Source organism: Brevibacillus sp. FSL K6-6036, from assembly GCF_037964015.1.
Classification (GTDB): Bacteria; Bacillota; Bacilli; order Brevibacillales; family Brevibacillaceae; genus Brevibacillus; species Brevibacillus borstelensis.
The window spans coordinates 1,548,438-1,566,992 of sequence record NZ_CP150173.1; the positions used below are offsets into that span (position 1 = coordinate 1,548,438).

At 54.2% G+C, this 18,555-nt stretch carries 14 protein-coding genes; 7 read left to right on the top strand and 7 right to left on the bottom strand.

The annotated features are described in order from the left end of the window. Positions 1–28 precede the first annotated feature (28 nt). On the top strand, positions 29–1,399 hold the full coding sequence (locus NST37_RS07790; RefSeq protein ID WP_122958123.1) for a glycosyltransferase family 4 protein: 1,371 nt from the start codon (positions 29–31) through the stop codon (positions 1,397–1,399). Positions 1,400–1,547: 148 nt separating this feature from the next. Then, complete coding sequence (locus NST37_RS07795) at positions 1,548–2,714, top strand: MFS transporter (protein ID WP_227277575.1); 1,167 nt, start codon at positions 1,548–1,550, stop codon at positions 2,712–2,714. 153 nt (positions 2,715–2,867) lie between these two features. Here the strand turns inward: NST37_RS07795 and NST37_RS07800 are convergent, their stop codons facing one another. Genes NST37_RS07800 through NST37_RS07810 form a run of 3 tightly spaced genes read right to left on the bottom strand, consistent with a single transcriptional unit; the run spans position 2,868 to position 6,577 of the window. Next, positions 2,868–3,677, bottom strand: a complete 810-nt coding sequence (locus NST37_RS07800) for a hypothetical protein (protein WP_003387773.1) — start codon at positions 3,675–3,677, stop codon at positions 2,868–2,870. Then, positions 3,670–5,301, bottom strand: a complete 1,632-nt coding sequence (locus tag NST37_RS07805) for a hypothetical protein (RefSeq protein ID WP_003387772.1) — start codon at positions 5,299–5,301, stop codon at positions 3,670–3,672. Before NST37_RS07805 ends, NST37_RS07800 begins: the two co-directional genes overlap by 8 nt. 10 nt (positions 5,302–5,311) lie before the next feature. Next, on the bottom strand, positions 5,312–6,577 hold the full coding sequence (locus NST37_RS07810) for an O-antigen ligase family protein (protein ID WP_003387771.1): 1,266 nt from the start codon (positions 6,575–6,577) through the stop codon (positions 5,312–5,314). Between the two features lie 173 nt (positions 6,578–6,750). Here NST37_RS07810 and murJ point away from each other — a divergent pair, with 173 nt between their 5' ends. After that, entirely contained in the window at positions 6,751–8,280 is a 1,530-nt protein-coding gene (gene murJ, locus NST37_RS07815; protein ID WP_003387770.1) for a murein biosynthesis integral membrane protein MurJ, read from the top strand. Here murJ and NST37_RS07820 read toward each other — a convergent pair. Further along, positions 8,255–9,637, bottom strand: a complete 1,383-nt coding sequence (locus NST37_RS07820; protein ID WP_339186529.1) for a phenylacetate--CoA ligase family protein — start codon at positions 9,635–9,637, stop codon at positions 8,255–8,257. The genes murJ and NST37_RS07820 overlap by 26 nt on opposite strands. Before the next feature lie 166 nt (positions 9,638–9,803). Here NST37_RS07820 and NST37_RS07825 point away from each other — a divergent pair, with 166 nt between their 5' ends. After that, complete coding sequence (locus tag NST37_RS07825; protein WP_024984384.1) at positions 9,804–11,435, top strand: polysaccharide biosynthesis protein; 1,632 nt, start codon at positions 9,804–9,806, stop codon at positions 11,433–11,435. Positions 11,436–11,558: 123 nt separating this feature from the next. Here the strand turns inward: NST37_RS07825 and NST37_RS07830 are convergent, their stop codons facing one another. The 3 genes from NST37_RS07830 to csaB all read right to left on the bottom strand — a co-directional run bounded on the left by NST37_RS07830 (position 11,559) and on the right by csaB (position 14,662). After that, positions 11,559–12,434: an AraC family transcriptional regulator gene (locus tag NST37_RS07830; RefSeq protein WP_031932320.1), complete on the bottom strand. Its 876-nt coding sequence runs from the start codon at positions 12,432–12,434 to the stop codon at positions 11,559–11,561. A gap of 204 nt (positions 12,435–12,638) precedes the next feature. Beyond that, entirely contained in the window at positions 12,639–13,490 is an 852-nt protein-coding gene (locus tag NST37_RS07835) for a class I SAM-dependent methyltransferase (protein ID WP_003387765.1), read from the bottom strand. A 71-nt stretch (positions 13,491–13,561) separates the two neighbouring features. Further along, on the bottom strand, positions 13,562–14,662 hold the full coding sequence (gene csaB, locus NST37_RS07840; protein ID WP_339186530.1) for a polysaccharide pyruvyl transferase CsaB: 1,101 nt from the start codon (positions 14,660–14,662) through the stop codon (positions 13,562–13,564). Between the two features lie 321 nt (positions 14,663–14,983). Between csaB and NST37_RS07845 the strand changes: the two genes are divergently transcribed. The 3 genes from NST37_RS07845 (at position 14,984) to NST37_RS07855 (ending at position 18,410) form a co-directional block, all read left to right on the top strand. Next, entirely contained in the window at positions 14,984–15,907 is a 924-nt protein-coding gene (locus NST37_RS07845; protein ID WP_003387763.1) for a 50S ribosomal protein L11 methyltransferase, read from the top strand. A 103-nt stretch (positions 15,908–16,010) separates the two neighbouring features. Further along, positions 16,011–17,186 (top strand): acetyl-CoA C-acetyltransferase, encoded by a 1,176-nt coding sequence (locus NST37_RS07850; RefSeq protein WP_024984379.1) that lies wholly within the window; start codon positions 16,011–16,013, stop codon positions 17,184–17,186. 231 nt (positions 17,187–17,417) lie between these two features. Then, entirely contained in the window at positions 17,418–18,410 is a 993-nt protein-coding gene (locus NST37_RS07855) for an LCP family protein (protein WP_024984377.1), read from the top strand. Positions 18,411–18,555 lie beyond the last annotated feature (145 nt).

Here is an 18,555-nt window from a genome sequence, read left to right on the forward strand (position 1 = left end):
AAAACGACGATACAAGGAAGGTTTGCTGATGAAAACTCACAGCGTGCTGCTCATATGCTATTATTTTCCGCCCATTGGCGGCGGAGGGGTGCCGCGGCCGTTAAAAATGGCGAAATACCTCGGAGAGTTCGGCTGGAATGTACATGTGCTGACAGTCGATCCCGTTTACCATGCGACATTGGACCCGTCCCTGCTGGCTCAACTTCCGGATGATGTGAAGATTCATCGGGCGAAGGAGTTGCAGATCTTGCCGCGAAGAGGCGGGGGAGCTTCTGCGGGACAGAAAGGTGCAGCAAAGGCGGCTGCGAGCACGGAACCGGCGGTGGTTCGAACCAGTCTGAAGAGCAAACTAAGGCAAGGCATTGTACAAATGTTGAAACAAGTAAAACCGTACCTGTTGATCCCTGACGACCAGATTTTGTGGCTCCCGCAGGCACTCAAGCTGGGCCGTGAGATTATGCGCCGGGAAAAAATAGACGCGATATTTTCGACGTCGGGCCCGGTGACCAATCATTTGATTGCCCAGAGGCTGGCCGAGGAGTTTGGATGCAAGTGGGTCGCCGATTTCCGCGATCCGTGGACACAAAATATGCATACCTCGGGAATCGCCTGGAGAGAGCGCCTGGAAGAGCGGATGGAAGAGAAGGTTATGGCAAGGGCGGATGCGATTACAACTGTGACAGCGACATTTGCCCAAAACTTCAAGGCAAAGCATGGACACCGTATACGGCGGATGGAGCTCATCTATAACGGGTTTGACCAGGCCGATTTTGAGGGATTGGTTCCACAGCATACCGTACCAGGGAAGTTTCATGCCGTTTATGCGGGCATTTTGTACCAGAAGCGAAATCCGCGCCTTTTGCTGAAAGCGATCCACGAGCTGATTGAGGAAGGGCAGGTTGACCGAAAAGACCTTTTGCTCAGTTTTGCCGGCGTATTCGACTATCCGGGTTATTCGGAAAATCGGGATTGCGTGGAAGCGTTGGGCCTCGGCGATATTGTCCGGGTATTGGGGAATCTGCCGCATAAAGAGGCGCTTGGTCTCATGAAAGGGGCGGACGCCCTTTTGCTCATCGGCGATGTCTCGCCCGATGCCGGAGCGTACATCCCGGGCAAGCTGTATGAATACATGGGAATCGGCAAGTCGATCCTGGCTCTGAACAAAGCCGGAGAAGCTACCGGAATCATCGAAACGTTCCACTTGGGACAAGTTGCCGACCCGGAGGACAAGGATGCGATGAAACAGGCATACCTCAAGCTGTATCAGGCATGGAAGGAACAAGGTGAGATCGATGCGGCTGACCGTGGCGTGGAGTTTGCCGAACGGGTCAAGCCTTACGAGAGACGCGAGCAAGCACGTCAACTGGCGCAGTTAATGAGTGAGCTGCTGGCCAAGTGACAAACAAGGATAGGATAAGACAAAATAAAATGACAGCCCCGTCCGACAACCTGGCGGGGCTGTACATCTTAAGAATTGACCGTTGCAGGGAAATCGTGGTATGTATGTTGTGCGTCCTTTGCTTTGTGCAGGGAGCGGTTACGGGAGAGTGAGTGAAAACGAGCATATGATGGCAATTCAAGCATTAAGGGCTTATAACTTTTTCTATTTTTCGCTGTTGTCCATATTTATATCGTTTCTGCCGGTATATCTCGCATTTCGCGGCGTAAGTCCTGCGCAAATCGGAATATTGATCGGCATGGGATCGTTCATCGGAATATTGTCGCAACCATTTTGGGGCATGGTCAGCGACAGGCGCAAGACGATAAAAAGGGTGATCCTCGTAACGCTGGGCTTGTCTCTCGTCGTGGGATTCACCCTGCTCCAGTCTTCACAGCTGTGGCTGCTGTTTGTTTTGGTGGGAGCGATGTATTTCTTTATGCTTCCGACCGATCCGCTGACGGAGAGCTTGAATTACCGCGTAGCTGAGCAGCACGGCATCCACTTTGGATCGGTCAGGACCTTCGGCGCGATCGGGTATGCCTCTGCCTCGCTGATCATCGGTTTTACCGTGGACAGAATCGGGATGGAGAACCTTTTTTGGGTATACGCCGCGTATGGAGGGCTTGCCTATCTCCTGTGTCTCGTTGTTCCCGATGCACCTGTCAGCGGCAAGCGGCTTTCAGTGGCCGATCTTCGCCGGTTTCTCACCTATCCGGCGACTCTGCGCTTCTTTCTCCTGGTCCTGCTTGCGGCCATTCCTCATCGTACGAATGACAGCTTTCTCGGCGTATATGTACAGAGCTTGGGCGGAAATACGGGCATGGTAGGCTTGGCCTGGTTTGTGGCAGCGATCAGCGAGGTGGCCTTCTTCGCGCTGAGTCCGCGCCTGCTGCGAAACGGAAACGAGATCAAGATGATCACTCTGGCATCGGCCATCTACGCCATCCGGTATTTTCTTTGTGCAGCTTTCTCAGGCCCGATGCTGGTGGTGTTTCTCCAGCTTATGCAAGGGATCACATTTGTCATTTTTTACACCGCCAGCATTCAGTACTTGTACCGGATTATCCCGGAGGAATGGAAGGCGACAGGACAGACGGTGCTTGCCGTTATTTTCTTCGGCATTTCCGGCATCATCGGGTCGTTTGGAGGCGGCTGGGTCTTTCAGCATTGGGGCGGAGCTGCGCTGTATCAGGTGATGGCGGTTTGCTCGGTGTTGGGTTGCTTGTATAGCGTGATGCTTTGGAAGAGACAACCGAGCGAGGGCACCCAATAGCTATGGGGCTGTGGGCAAAAATGATGATCCGAAAGAGCGAGTGCAGTCATTCTCATCGGTGCAGAAATAAATAGAGAGGCCGTGGCCCAAGCAGATATCTGCCTGGCCGCGGCCTCTTCCTTTAAGATGAAACGCTGATTTTCTTCCCGTGCGTTAATAGAGCAAGTACTTCTCGACTTCTTCTGGATCCTTAATTTCGATTCCAGAGTCATTGTATTTGAACATCTGGAAGAAGATTTGCTGGTCCATCGTGCCGCCTTCGGGCATCGGCAGGATGATCCAGGTTTCGTACTGATGGAGCAGGCGGTCATCCTTGCCGATCCAGAACGTCGTTTTAATGGTTGATTCCTTCAAAATATAGTCCAGGTCGGGCCGATCTCCCAACTGCTTTTTCAAAGACTCAAAGAGCGGACTGTTGCTCTTTTCCAGCCACTCAGCTCCGGTTATCTTCAGCTGGAAGGGTACGCAGACGGTTCCGTACACCTTGTCGTCATTGAGCTGCACGGCTTGATCCAGGAACGGGAGCCAGTCGTCAAAGCCTTTGAGTACATCAAACTCGAGAGGCGTCTCCCGCGCCGTCATCCAGGCGTCTTTGACGCGAACATAGTTCTTGTCTCCGATGCGGTAGTACTGGTAGTCCTGACGGGCGATCCGGGCGTCCACGTTGTAACCGTCAGGGTTGCGGACAGCGCCGTTAAACATGCTGGTTGTCGTGCGGGCCATGATGTAGTTGATCACGTGTCCCTTGTACCAATATTTCTGTGCATTCGGATCGGTTTTTCCTTTTTCCAGCGCTGTCTGAAGCCATTCAGTCGCAGATTCCGTCTGTGCGGGAGTACTGTCCGTAGCCCCGTAATTGGTCAGCGCGAACGACTTTGGACCCGACTCATAGGTGCAGCCTGTCAACAGCGAAGCGGAAACGAGAGCAGACAGAGCAAGCAGCGCGGTGGTCCGTTTACGCATGGCGAACCCTCCTTACGATCCCGTATCCAATCAATCCGATGAACAAGAGACTGACGAGCGGAACGACTGGTACATTGTGGCGTTTGAATACGAGAATGCGGTGCTGGTCATAGATGGAAGCAACGATCTCGTTCGATTGGTCACCGTCGATGTCGCCGATTTGAATGTTGAGCAGAGGCATGTAAATGCGCCAGTTATGCTCCAATCCTTCCGGTGTATAGGTATAACCGGACAGATAGCGGGTCTTGTTCATGCTGACCCAGCTTTTCGCTTGAGCGATGAGCTCCGGTTGGTCTTCATTGCCCACTTTGGCATAGTTGGTAAAGCTGAAGCTTTCGTCGCCTTCCTGACTCGACCACAAAACGTCCCATTTTCCATCAGGCATCGCTTTCAGGATGTAAGACGGCTTGTTGCCGATCAGCAATTCATCCGCACCGTCATTGTCCACATCGGCCGGAATGAATCGGGCAGTCGCCAGTGCAGTCTCCTTGCGAGTCAATGTGTATGCTTCGACAGTCGTACCATCCGGCTCTACAGCCAATACACTCATGTGTTCGCCCATGATCATGAGACCCTCGCGTCCGTCCGGCAGCTTCATCGTGTCGAGAATTCTCGTTGCTTTCGTCGTAGCGGCAAAAGGCTTGCCTTCGTACGTACCGCTCAGCAAACCCTCACGGATGCTGAGATCCTTGAACTTCGTTCCCAAAGAGAGTCTGCCATCCATATTGCCGTTATTTTCGGCCAGCTTGTCCCCGATGTTTTGCAGGTCCAGCAAGAGGGCACGATACGGGGCGGTGCCGATCTGCAGCATGCCTTCCGCAAAGGATTGACGCTGAACATTTGGCACCAGCTGGTCATCTTTCATCGTATAGTACGGGAATCCCGGAAAATCTGATGGCAGTTTTTCTTTAACAGCTGTCAATGTTTCGGCCGGAATCTGATCATTTGGCATCCGAACCAGCTTGCCGTCCTGCCACTTCATCACGTACAGAGAGAGCGGCTCAGCCTGCAGGTGAAGCAGTTTGTCAGCCAGCGCCTTTTTCTCTTCCTCTGTCTCCGGTTTCGGCGCTTCTTCATCCGGGAGAGGAAGCTCATCGGCATTGCCGTACGTAATAATTTCCTGCTTGCCGTCGCCGTCTACGTCATGAAGGGCGATCGGGAAATAATCGACCCAGCTTCCGTTGTACAGGCGATCAGACTCGTATTTCACCGTAAAGTGACTGAGTGCGTACAGGTTATCGCGATAAAACGTCGTGTTTGCAATGACGGCGATCAGCACGAGTGCGCCGACGGCTTTCCAGCTCAGGCGTCCGTACCACTTCGCCAAAGCGGCAACCACGATGATCGCAACGGCGCCGCCAACGATGACTGCGACCATCGATTTGACATCAAGCTGGGTCAATGACCGATCCAGGAGCAGAAAGCCCAGCGAAAAGACGACAATCTGCCTGCGCTCGTCCGGATGCGGCAAATAGTAGCAGAGGGCGAGCAGCGGCAACAATATAACCAATGCGATCCAGGACAAGTCGAGGAACGCCGGCTTCACCAAAATATGATAGATCAGGAACAGGGCGATGGCGTACAAGGCCCAGTTCACTGCAGACAAAGCTCCATTTCGTTTCATGGGCGTAAGCTCACCACCTTTTCTCGTTCGTTTGATCGGCGTACAGCGCTACCAGGAAGCCGCCAAACAGCCAGAAGTAGAGTGACATGAACGGCACTTCGAAAATATTCTCCACGGTATTGTGGAGTACGACTGCGACAAGGCCTCCGAACAGTCCCAGGACCATGAAAAACTCAGGCTTGTTGACCAGGGAGCGGACCACGCGAGCCGCGTAGCGGAGGATCATGACGATCAGGCCGATCAGCATGCCGACCCCGATCAGGCCAAGCTCCGCAATGCTCTTGAACAAATAGCTGTCCGTGTAAATCGTTCCGAAGTGACGTGACCCGACGGCACCGCCATGGTGACCCAGACCGACGCCAAACAATGGTTCCAGCCTCATTTTGTCGTAGGCATCAACCCAACGCTTGAGTCGTCCGGCCTGTGCACTAGCTTCCATGTACTCCGGAGTAAACAGCGTGAAAATCCGGTTTTTGATCGTTCCGACGAGCGGTACGGATTCAGGCACCACGAAATAGAGAGCGAGAACTCCGACGATTCCGGCAAGGACCAGATAGCCAGCCCAGCGCTTCTTCCAAATGTAAAAGCAGGCAAACAGCGCGGCGGCCAGAGCGATCCACGCACCCCGCGATCCGGTCAGGACCAGCGCCAAAAGCGAAGACAGGGCGACGACGATCCAGAGCAGCCGTTCTTTTCCATTATCTACATACAGGGCAAGTCCGACAGAAATAGGTGCGATCAAGGCCATGTAACTGCCGAGAACGTTCGGGCTGGTGACGAATGAAAAGGCCCGGGTTGTGGTCGACTCGCCCTCCTGGACCCAGCCCATCGGCGTTTCCACACCCAATATCACCTGGGCGATCCCGTACAAACCTGTGATAAAACCGATCAGCGACAAAACCTTCAGCATATTGGCCATCTGCTGTCTGTCCGCCAGCAGATAAAAACCAATGAAAAAGGCGATCATGTACTGATAGACGGCGCGAAAGCCCTCGACACTCGCATCCCAGTTGGTCATATCGGTTACCATCAGGGCGATGCCAAAGACGATGAACGCGATAAACGGGTGCTTGATGGATGGCAGCTTGCGTGCGCCTTTGAAATAGGCGGCAAACGCAAACAGCAGGAGGACAATCAGTAGCCCCTCATCCCATAGCGATGATACGACAGGTATCGGCAAGAACTTGCGCAAGACGTAATCGATAAGGGGATAGGCCATAAGCAAAGACAACCACGTAATAGGGCGGCTCCCCCACTTCAACACAGTCTCTCTCATTTGTTTTTAAATCCTCCTACATTGGATTAACTCATCCATTATAATGAATTGACGTTCGTTGTCGCAAGGCGGCGGGGAAAGAGATTGGTAGGATTGAGAGAAATGCGATATGATAGCAGGTGTATTTGCCTGTTGCAGATGTATTTGGTCGCAGAGATGGGAGAATCGATTTTATGAGTTTGCTAAAAACAGCCTCGATGATTATCGTGCTGACATTGGTCGGCAGGCTTCTGGGCTTCTTTCGCAGCATTTACGTAAACAGCCTGTATGGAACGGATAAACTTACCGACGCCTTCAACACGGCGGCAACGATTCCGCTTGCCTTGTTTCTGGTCATACCTGGCGCGATTAACGCCGTACTCATCCCGACGATGCGGGGGATGCTGGAAAAAGAGGAGCGAACCGGTGAGCTTTACCACAAAATGCTGACGATTGTACTCGTCGTATTCACGCTGATCGCGGTGCTCGGCATTTTGTTTGCGGAGCCGATCGCGATGCTGCTGGGAACAAAAGGCGACACCCTGGCGCTCACGGCGGAAATGCTTCGCTGGATGTGGCCGTCGGCGATCTTTATCGGGCTGACGGGATTGTGGTCCAGCGTAAGCAACGCACACCAGCATTTTTTTACGCCGACGGTTTCCGCCGTAGCGAACGGAGCCGTGGTGATCGTGGGGATGTACTTGCTGGTGCCGCATTACGGCCCGGTAGGCCTTGCAATCGCGACGACACTCGGTTATCTCGCTGCCATGCTGCCGATGCTCGTTACGCTTAAGCAATTTGATTACAGTCACCGGCTCGCCTTTCACTGGAGAGAAGACCGCGCTTTGCGGGACATGGGCGAGCGCGTCATTCCGATCCTGATCGGGGCCGTCGTGGCCCAGGCGACTACGTTCCTGGAAAGAGGCTTTGCCAACGGCCTGGAAGGGGGCAAGCTCAGTGCGCTTGCCAACGCCAATCAGCTCGTCCAAATGCCGATGGCGATTTTCGTCGGCGCTTTTACACTGCCGCTGTTTCCGCTGCTTGCAAGCTTTGTGAAGCGGGGGGAGATGGACCAGATGAAAAGCACCCTGCAGAAGGGGCTGGCCTACCTGCTCATCCTGCTTTTGCCCGTCAGCGTCGGCTTTATTGTCTACGCCGAGCCGATTATCAGGCTGGCCTTTGAGAGAGGCGCTTTTGACGAGCGTTCCGTCATGCTGACGGCCTGGGCGCTCCCTTTCTACGGATTGGCTCTGTACGGACTGGCTGCCCGGGACCTGATCACGAGGGCGTTCTACGCTTTGGAAAATACGCGGACACCAGTGCTCATCGGCGTGGTCGGGATCGGCGTGTACGCTGTCGCCAACTACTTGCTGATTCCTGTGCTGGATCACGGAGGAATTGCCCTGGGAACGGCCATTTCCGCATTCAGCCAAGCGATTTTGCTGTTTATTTTGTTGTGGCGCAGGATCGGCGTTCTGGTACAGAAAAGCTTCCTGCTGACGGTCTTGAAAACGCTGGCTGGCTGCGTGGTCATGGCAGCAGTCTTGATCGGTGTGGACCCCTGGCTGTCAGCTATGCCGCTCTGGCTCTACATGCTGACAGGAATTGGCGGCGCTGTAGTCGTGTACTTTGCCGTCCTGACCATCCTGAGGGAGCCGCTCGTCTCGGAGTTGCTGCAGAAGGTCTTGAAAAGGCGGTCTACTCCGGCCGGGGGGACACAGTAAGCGGGCATTCCCGGATGGCGTATCTGGTTTTGCCAGACGGCGTTGGAGGGATGTGCTCCACGTATTCTAATCGGATACTGGCGTCACCCAAGGCAGAGCGTATGCCTTGGAGAACTTTTTCTTCGTCATCAGCCCGAAACCGCTCAGGGTGCTTGACCAGACGGAGCGTCAATCGGTCAGGCTCGTGCTGGACGAGCTGAAACGTCCGGAAGCTCTCCATATTGCGGATGATGTGATTGATAAAATGGCCGTGGACAAAGGAGCCCCGCATGGAAACGAACATATCGTCGACCCGGCCGTCGATTTCCTGAAGCACAGGATAATTGATGCCGCATGTGCAATTCTGTGACGAGAGTGCGAGCATATCGCCCAGTTGATAGCGCAGGCGCGGCATTACGCGATTGTGCAGGTCGGTCACCAGCAGCACGCCGACTTCCCCGACGGGCAAAGGCTCTCCGGTAACAGGGTCGACGACTTCCAGATAGCAGTTTTCGCTGAACGCATGCATGCTGCCAGCCGGACACTGGTAGGCGATGATCCCGCCGTCTCTCGCGCCGTATTCATTGACGACGGGAGCTTCAAATGCTTCTGTGATCACTGCGCGCTGGTGATCATGCAGCGTTTCTGCGGTAGAGACGACCGCCTTGAGGGGAAACCCCAGCCTGAGCCCGGCTTGCAGCATGAGTTCGGCGAACAAGGCAAGAGCGGAAGCGTAACCGTAAAGGTAGACGGGACGAAAGCGGCGGATTGTCCTCACATGCTCTTCGATTCGGGATTGGTCCAAATCGTAGGCGGGGATCATCAGCCTGTTTTTCAGCCAGCGCTCCTTTAGCTGGTAGCGGCGGGCGTCCTGGCGGTTCAGCTCGATCGGCGAGCCCCAGATCATCACGGAAGGGTCGCCGATCCGGATGCCGTACCATGACAATCCGAGCCAACGGGCAGCCTCGTAGCGTTCCACCGTAGGCCGGTCGAGGAAAAAACGGGTCGGCTCCCCGGTCGAGCCTCCTGTCCGGTTGGGGATCAGCTCACCCGGGTTGGCCCCTATCGTCAAATAACGGTCGGCCTGCTCCCGAAAACGGCTCTTCTCAAGCTGGGGTAGCCGCTGCAGGAATCGGGCTGGCTCCTCGCTATTCCCTGCCGCATGCCATTCCTCGGCAAACTCGGTATAGGCAGGGACGTGATGAACAGCGTGTTCCAGAAGCCGGCTCAGCTTGGCCAACTGGCGAGACTTTAGGTTTTCAACGGAGAGGGCTTGCGCCTCGCGCAGGTCATGCATATAGACACGTGTTCGATTTTGCTTGAAACGCTCCATTAGCGGCCATTGAACGTTTCGAATCAAAGAACCGGTCAGGGGCATAGGAAATCCTCCTTTTTCGGCAGATAATTCAAAGTTGTGCCTTGGTTTCTATTCCCTCAGTATTCCTGCCGAATTGGGACCCTATACCTGTTTGCCACTAGAGCCGATTGATAGTACGATAGAGAGTGGATTTCAACCTTTACCACGTTTGTACAAGGAGCTTCCCATGGTGAAAAATAGTTTTCTCGCCGGCGCCTTTATTTTGGCGATGGCGGGGATTTTGTCAAAAGTAATCGGCATGTTTTACCGCATCCCCTTGCAGGAGATCGTGGGAGACAACGGCCTCGGGCTTTATCAGGAGGTTTATCCGCTCTATTTGACCTTCCTGATCTTAGCCACCGCCGGCGTCCCTGTCGCTTTGTCCCGTGTGATCGCCGAAGCGCTGGCCGAGGGAAAGCAGGGGACGGTCAGCCAAATTCTCGCCCGCAGCATGGTGCTGATGGGCGGTATCGGTCTCGTCCTGTTTGCCATTTTGTACGTGAGCTCTCCGCTGATCGCCAGGATGATGGGGAATCCGCATCTGATCGAACCGATACGGGCGATTTCCCTCTCCCTGCTGTTCGTTCCGCTTATTGCGGTTCTTCGCGGGTTCTTTTACGGTCATCAAAAGATGATGTATGTAGGCCTGTCGCAGATCGTGGAGCAGTCGTTGCGGGTGGCGTTTATTTTGATCGCGTCCTTGTATCTGGTCTCCCTGGGGGAAGACACGGATACGGTGATTACCGGCGTCAATTTCGGCACGATGATCAGTACAATGCTCAGTCTTGTTTTTCTGGCGTTGCTTTTGTGGCTGCACAAGCGCAAGCAGCCGGGAACAATCGGCGGCGATTGGAAGCGGCTGGACTGGTGGTATGACCGGAAGTTCTTCCTGTCCATGTGGCGGATCGCCTGGCCGATCTGCATCAGCGCCCTGGTCATTCCGATCTTCAGCCTGGTAGACTCCTTTTTGGCGATCAATATTTTTCGCTACGTCTGGCAGGTAGACGGATTGACGGCTGATACCTGGTTCGGCATTTACAGCCGGGGCGGTCCGCTCCTGCAGCTCGCCAGCCTGTTCGGCTCGTCCATTGCCCTTTCGATTGTTCCTGCCATCGCAGAGGCGAAGCGTCAGGGAGACGAGGAACGCGTGCAAACCTTGACCAAGCTGTCGATGCGCTTCGCCTGGCTGATCGGTTTGCCCGCTGGTCTTGGGCTGACTGCGGTTGCCGAAGGCGCCAATCTCGCTCTGTACGGAGATGTGGAAGGGACGAAGGCGATGGCGATTCTCGGGGTCAGTGCGATCCCGCTCTCGCTCCTATTGGCGACCAATGGCATCCTGCAGGGCTTGGGCAAAGAAAAGCTGCCCGCGCTGAACCTCGTCTGGGGTGTGCTGATCAAAATCGCCGCGACGCTGTTGTTTACATCAATCATGGGAATGGAAGGCCTGTCCGTTTCCTGGCTGGTGGCTACGTCGATTGTGTGCCTGCTGAATATGCGGATCATCGCCCGCTACGTTCGGGTGGAGATCAACTGGAAGATCGATGCGCTGTACCCGCTATTGGTGTCCAATCTGATGCTGCTTTTGGCTTGGGGGACGACAGAGGCTGTCGGGTATTTGCTTCACTGGAAAGCGCGTCTTCTGGGGGCAGCAGAGACCGTGGCTGGTGTCGGCGTCGGGCTGATCGTCTACCTCGGACTTTTGCTCATTATTCCGCTCATTCACGAGAAGGAACTGGAATGGCTGCCGGGCGGCAACAAGCTCCGCATGCTGATGAACGCTCTGCGCAAGAAACAGTCCTCTTCTTCAGATGCGCGGTAGTCAAAAAGAAGGCTCTTATCCTCACGGGATAAGAGCCTTTGTTGGTACAATGAGTTTCGTTTTCACGAACACATGAGGGGCCAGCACTGTTTTCCTGTCTTTTAACCATTTCAGGCCGCAGACTCAGCGATCCTTTTTGACGACGGGAATCCAGATTTCGCTTTTAAACGTGGGAGAGGCAATGTCCTTATTTTCATTCCACAGCATTTCCGGGCCTTCCGCGAGTTCATAGCTTGCGGACGGAAACCATTCGGAATAAATGCGGCCCCAGATGCTTTGGAGGGTGTCTGGAAACGGTCCGACAGACTCGAATACAGCCCATGTGGATGCCGGTACCTCAAGCTGAGCCAGGTCATCGGGGCCGTCCAGCGTCGTTGCCGCGCCGATGTAATGATCGAGCTCCCCGTGTTCCCGCCGCCCTTCGGAAAAATTCGTCGATGCGCTGATCAGGCCCTTTGGCTCGACAGTTGAAAGCTGCTTTAATAGCTGGATCTTGCTTTCATCCAGAGCTTCCCACATGGAGGCAATTTCCGGATTCACCCCGTTGTAAATCAGGGGAACCCTTTTCTTGTACCCGACGATACGAAATGCCTCTTTTTCCACGATGCGATAATTCATACTGCTTCCTCCTTTGATTGAAATATGAAAGGTCATCGGAGGATACGCTTTGAGCGAATGGCCGCTGTTTCTCGCTTCTGACGGCGTTACGCCATGCAAGCTTTGAAAGGCTCTGGTAAACGAGTCAGGCGAGCTGTACCCGTATTTGATCGCCACATCGATGACCCTGACGTTTTTGTCTGTGAGCTCAAAAGCTGCCAAGGTAAGGCGCCGGCGTCGAATATATTCCGACAGTGTAACGCCCGCGATAAAAGCAAACATCCTCGTAAAATGGTACTGGGAGCAGCAGGCCAGCCGGGCGACTTCAGCGAAATCAATATCCTCCGTCAGATTTTCCTCAATATAACGAAGGGCAGCATTCATTTTATCAAGCCAATCCATCTTTCATGACCTCCCATGGCTTAGAGGATAGCAAAAGCTGCCGGAACCCATCCGACAATTCGTGCACAAGTTTGCAGGGGGCGAGACTAATAGGGTCAAGATGACAAACGCAAAGCCCCGTCTTATAAAAAAAGCACGCGAGAATATATCTCGCGTGTACGGGGGAAATCCTTGCTTTTTCCACAATGTTGCCCAGCGTGGGACCTATCCCTGCTTTCTGTACACACAGACGACCATCTTGACGAAAAACTCCCGGAAAAGCGGCAGTTTCGCCAGACCCGCGGTCACTTCCCGCAGCGGTACTTCGCGCTGGTAGACAGCAGGGTGGGAGACGCCTTGCTGGATTCGCCGGAAGCGCTTGATCGTCATCTGATTGATGTAGGCGATCGTATCGCTGCCATCCGGCTTTTTGCCAAAGCGGAAAGAGATCCGGTCTTGTCCGTCCGGCAAATCGCGGACCAGCTGCTTGTATGCGTCGATCAGCGCTTGCTCGGAGAAAAAGGCATGGACCCAGGGAATGCCGATCGCATCGGACAAATGGGCACCGTAGGGATGATAGTAAGGAGGAAAATTGATGTACAGATGGCCGCCGGGCTTGAGTACGCGGAAGCACTCTTCCAGCGTGAGCTCGGGCCGGTCTACGTGCTCCATCGCATCGTTCATGATAATCGTGTCAAAGGTATTGTCTGCAAAAGGCAGCTCGGCGGAGTCGGCTGTCATGAAGCGTACGCGGTCATCCAGCCCTTTTTCGCGGGCAAAGGCATTGCCTTCTTCCGCGTAGTGGGGCACGATGTCGATACCGATCATTTCTTTTGGTCCAAAGGTACCGTAATAGCAGGTCTTTCCGCCACCGCCGCAGCCGATGTCCAGTACGGTTTTATCGCGGAACATCTGGTCCTGGGTATGGTAGTCGAGAAAAAATTGGATCGTCTGCTCCCCTTTTTGAAACTGCCATTCGGTGTAGCTCATCTGCCCGTCATTGGCGAGATTGAACGGATGGACGGGAAGAGGAAATAATTTATTTAGTGAAAGCAACAGCTGAGAGGATAGGGACACGGAAAGTCCTCCTTTCGTGCATTCGGAAAAGAGCCCCGCAAAGACTGAACGTCCCGGCAGGGCCCGAATATTTATGAACGTCGCAAAGCTTTGAGCACCAGCTCGCTGCTTTTGGAAGCTTCCTGGGCGAGTATCCGGGAATGCTCCTTGATGATTTCCCTTTCCCGGTCGAGCTGCGAAATGCGCTCCTCCAGCAGGGGCAGCAGGAAGGATTCATCCAGATGGGTAATGTGTCCGGCGCTCGGCATGCCTGCGCGTTCCACAAATCGGTCGATTTTCGGGTCGTAGGAAATACCGGTAAACGGCGTTTGCAGCATGCAGGCCAGAATCAACGAGTGCAGGCGCATGCCGACGACATAGTCACACTGTTTCAGCACGGACATGATATCGTGAAAGGTGACAGACGCGTCCAGAAGCTGTGCGCCAGCGCTACGCATCATCCCGATAATTTCGCGCGAAGGGGCGAGATCACTGGGAAAATGCATGGGCAAAAACAGCACGTTCCATCCTTTTTCAACGAACATGTCGGAAGCGCGGGCGATGACCTGTTTAAAGGCTTGCTCCTGCTTCCAGTCACGAACCGAGATCGCGACCAGCGGCTTTGTCAGGTCGGGAAATAAACCGCGAAGCAGCTCTTGCCCCCGCTCGTCGGATACATCGCTTGGCGAGATTGTCATAGCTGGATCGGCCGTTACATATATCGGAGCTTTTGTCACCCCGCAGGCTTTGAAGTCGTCGCCCGACTCGTAGTCGCGAACCGTAATTACGTCGACGCGATTCACGACCCGTTTGATCAGGGTGCGGCTGATTCTCTTGAGGATCGGGCCAAACCCCTGGGCGTAAAAAACGACCGGCTTGCCCAGCATCTTGGCGATCGTCACGATGCCCAGATAGTAGAGAACGCTGCGGGGACTCGTGACGTCCTGCATCAGGGTTCCGCCACCCATCACCAGCATGTCGCTTTTCATCAACTCGCGCATGATGACAGGCAGGCTCCAGCGGTTGTACGCCGGGATACCAAACAGGGAGGTTGTCCGATCCGGCTGATTGGACAACACGGCCAGCGATATATTCGGTTGTTCCCGCCTGAGCGCGCTGATGATGCCGTACAGGACTACATCGTCTCCGGCATTGTTGAAACCGTAATACCCGGAGATGAGTATACGCGACATGGTGTGAACCTTCTTTCTATATCAAACGTACAGGAAAAACACATTCTCAAGTATAATCGAGTAAACAAGGGGAAGTAAAGCGGCCTTAGAACATATACAGAAAACCCATCGCAAACAGGCCGATCCCCAGGATAATCAAGCCTATCATCAAGACAAGCATCGTTTTGTTTTTCCGACGGCGGTAGAAAAATTCATCAAACATCTGAATACCTCCAGAGTGGATATGAGTCCATTATTGTATCATATCATTAAACTACCGTTTCTGGCTATTTGAAGAAGACAAGCGAAGCTGAAAAACGAGGAAGGAGCAAGCTTGAAAAAATGGAATCGACATGGCATAAGTACACCCTATTGGTAGACAGAGAAATGGAAGATTTGTTTGTGGGGGAGGTTTTGGAAAGTCCGTATACGCTTGGATGGGTTGAGCCGCAAATCGAGGTCTTGACCACGGAAAACGGGTATGATTACGCGGAAAACACCAATGGCCCGGTCATCGTCTATTTATTTGAACCGATTCAAGAGAGCGCGGCCGGACAAGTGGAGAAGCTCCAAGCCTATATCAGCCGTTGGGGAGAGGCCGTGCGACTTCAGCAGGTCGAACAGGTAGCCGAAGAAAACGATTCGTGGAAGGATGAATTCCGCGAGGTGCGCGTGGGAGACTGGTGGATTGCGCCGTCCTGGAATACGGCTGAAGAGGTGCTAAAAGCAGATCGCGTCCTTTGGATCGATCCGGGGGCAGCTTTTGGAACAGGCTATCACGGGACGACACAGGATATTTTGAGATTGCTGCAAAAATGGTCCCCGTCCGGCAAACGGGTACTGGACATCGGAGCAGGCTCGGGCATCCTTTCCCTTTTCTGTGTGAAAAACGGAGCCGAAATGCCGGTCTGGGCGGTGGATATCAACCAGCAGAGCGATTATCAGATTCGCGTCAACGCAGCAAACAATCAGCTTGGAGAACACGCCGTGAAAATCGTGATCGGTGATATCGCAGACCCTGGAGTAGAGGCGGAGCTGCCGGAAGAGGTAGATCTCATTTTGCTCAATATCGGGGGGGACGAGGACGTTTCCATCCTTCCTGTAGTGGACAGGCATCTCGCGCCTCGAGGGCATGTGATCCTCTCCGGGATCGTAGTATGGAACAGGGAAAAGGTCATTGCCGCCTATGAGCAGGCGGGCTATCGATGCATGGAAGAGTCGACCAGCGACGAGTGGGTGACTGTGATGATGGAGAAAATCGGTTAACAAACCGCCTGCGGCAAATATTCGTTCACGCTTGTAACAGGTCTGTGTCAAAATGGAGAAAGAAGGCCAGATCAACCGCAGTTGGCGGAGGAGGAGATGTCGGATGGATCAAGTAGTCATTGTGGCTGCCGGGCGTACACCTATCGGTACGTTTGGCGGTGCGCTGAAAGATGTAAGCGCTCGCAAGTTGGCGGAGACAGCCGTCAGAGGTGTCATCGACAAGGCAAGCATCGACCCGGCACTGATCAATGAAGTCATTTTCGGCAATTGTATCCAGCGCTCGGATGAGGCCAACATCGCCCGCGTGGCAGCCCTGGATGCCGGATTGGGAAAAGAAGTGACCGGATTTACGGTACAGCGCCAATGTGCGTCCGGGATGCAGGCAATCGCCAGTGGAGTGTCTCAAATCATGCTTGGCGAGGCGGAGGTCGTCATCGCAGGCGGAGTGGAGAGCATGAGCAACGCCCCGTATGTGCTGAAAAACGCCCGTTGGGGCAAGCGGCTGACACACGGAGAGATGACCGACTCCATGTGGGAGCTCCTGACCGACCCGCATCATGGCGTTTTAATGGGTGAAACAGTCGAGCGCCTGGTAGACCTTTACGGCATCACCCGGGAAGAGCAGGACGAAATCGCTCTGAGGAGCCAGCAGAACGCCATCCGCGCCATCGACGGGGGACTTTTTCAGGAGGAGATCATCCCTGTCCCGGTAAAAAAACGCGGGGAAACCGTACTCGTGGATACCGATGAGCATCCGAGACGAGAGGTGACGAGAGAAGGTCTGGCCAAGCTAAAGCCGAGCTTCCGTGAGAATGGTACGGTGACAGCGGGGAATGCATCAGGATTGAATGACGGTGCGTCCGCCGTGATCCTGATGAGTGAGCGCAGGGCAAGCGAAGCCGGACTTGCACCGCTCGGCCGCATCGTTTCCTATGCATGGGCCGGGGTGGAGCCGGATCTGATGGGTTATGGCCCTGTGCCAGCCGTCAAAAAAGCATTGGCGAAGGCAGGACTGACTCTGGCTGACATCGAGCTGATCGAGGTGAACGAAGCGTTTGCAGCACAGTATCTGGCAGTGGAAAAGCTGTTGGAGCTGCCGCGTACGATCACCAACGTAAACGGTAGCGGCATTTCCCTCGGTCATCCGGTCGGATCCACAGGCTGCCGAATCGTTGTCACCCTCCTCCACGAGATGAAGCGCCGAGGGTCCAGGTACGGATTGGCTACCCTTTGCGTCGGTGGCGGCATGGGCATGGCGATGATTGTGGAAAGGCCATAAAAACAAGCGATTGCAGGTTTAAAAAACGAATCCCCTGTTAAAAATGGAAAGCAAGACCCCATCCAAGCGCCGCGAAGATGGGGTTTTTTCGTACACGACAGCCTGCTGGTGCCATGAACGGCCCAGTTTGCCATTTGCGTCGTTTGCAGCAGCTTTTGCCGCAACGCAATTTCCATCTGCCAATACGCGTCTGTCGACCGTTCGGGATACGTCAAAGGGGGTTCGCACATGATCACTTTCTTTTCCTTCATCCGCAAGCACGGGAAGAAGCTTCTCCGCTACACGGTGTTCAGCCTGGCAGTTTTTCTGATCGCTTCCGTCGGATACAGCGCTTATCAGTTCAAGCAAATGACCAGAGGGTGGTATGCGCCGCTGGACACAAAACCGGGAGTAACCGTCGAACGGCCTGCTTCCGCTGTTGCCCCGCTTGAATTGCTAGCCGGGACGAAGCCGCTGAAGCCATTTGTCCTGCTCGTGATGGGGATCGACAGCCGGGACGGTGAACGGGCAAGGTCGGACACGATGATGCTGGCTGCGATTCACCCTGAAAAGCAGCGCGTCTATTTATTGTCGATCCCGCGAGACAGCTACACGGAGCTGCCGGGAAAAGGCTACGACAAGCTGAACCATGCCATGGCGTACGGAGGCCCCAAGCTGGTTGTGCAATCTTTGGAAAAGTTTCTCGACGTCAAGATCGACCGCTACGTGACCATTGACTTTGACGGCTTTCGAAAAGTGGTGGACGAGCTGGGCGGCGTGCCGATCCAGGTGAAAAAGCGAATGAAGTATACCGACCCAAGCGATGATACCCATATCGACCTTATGCCCGGCCTGCAAACGTTAAACGGCGATCAGGCGCTGGATTACGCCCGCTACCGCAAAAACGACCTGGGCAAAGAGGACAGCGACTACGAACGCATCGCCAGGCAGCAGGAGATCGTTCAGGCATTGGCGGAAAAGGGTACGTCCGCAGAAGCGTTTGCCAAGGCATTTACCCTGATGGAAATACTCGGCGAGCATGTGAAAACCGATTTGACGGAGAAAGAGATTGCTTCCCTGCTGCTCTCATACAGCGACCCGACGCCAAACGCAATCCAATCGGATACGCTGACCGGCTCCGATGAGCGGATCTGGCACAACGGCGTGCTGGGCTGGTACCACCTCGTTCCCAAGCAGGAACGGCAGCGGGTCAAACAAGCAATCCTCTCCGGGCTCGCTCCCTGACCACTGCCTAGAAGGGCGCCTGTAAAATGGAGAGAGGAGATGTATCTGATCAGTACAGAGGATACATCTCTTGTTATTTTTTCCGAGAATATGGTTGCGTTCTGTAAATTTTGTTGGAAAATTACTTATCTTTGGAATAGAATGG

Bases quoted from the DNA above. Each gene is read 5' to 3' on its own strand.
- NST37_RS07850 (WP_024984379.1), top strand. From the start codon at position 16,011: ATGGATCAAGTAGTCATTGTGGCTGCCGGGCGTACACCTATCGGTACG.
- NST37_RS07820 (WP_339186529.1), bottom strand. From the start codon at position 9,637: ATGCCCCTGACCGGTTCTTTGATTCGAAACGTTCAATGGCCGCTAATG.
- NST37_RS07800 (WP_003387773.1), bottom strand. From the start codon at position 3,677: ATGCGTAAACGGACCACCGCGCTGCTTGCTCTGTCTGCTCTCGTTTCC.
- NST37_RS07830 (WP_031932320.1), bottom strand. From the start codon at position 12,434: ATGGATTGGCTTGATAAAATGAATGCTGCCCTTCGTTATATTGAGGAA.
- NST37_RS07810 (WP_003387771.1), bottom strand. From the start codon at position 6,577: ATGAGAGAGACTGTGTTGAAGTGGGGGAGCCGCCCTATTACGTGGTTG.
- NST37_RS07845 (WP_003387763.1), top strand. From the start codon at position 14,984: ATGGAATCGACATGGCATAAGTACACCCTATTGGTAGACAGAGAAATG.
- NST37_RS07825 (WP_024984384.1), top strand. From the start codon at position 9,804: ATGGTGAAAAATAGTTTTCTCGCCGGCGCCTTTATTTTGGCGATGGCG.
- murJ (WP_003387770.1), top strand. From the start codon at position 6,751: ATGAGTTTGCTAAAAACAGCCTCGATGATTATCGTGCTGACATTGGTC.
- NST37_RS07790 (WP_122958123.1), top strand. From the start codon at position 29: ATGAAAACTCACAGCGTGCTGCTCATATGCTATTATTTTCCGCCCATT.
- NST37_RS07805 (WP_003387772.1), bottom strand. From the start codon at position 5,301: ATGAAACGAAATGGAGCTTTGTCTGCAGTGAACTGGGCCTTGTACGCC.
- csaB (WP_339186530.1), bottom strand. From the start codon at position 14,662: ATGTCGCGTATACTCATCTCCGGGTATTACGGTTTCAACAATGCCGGA.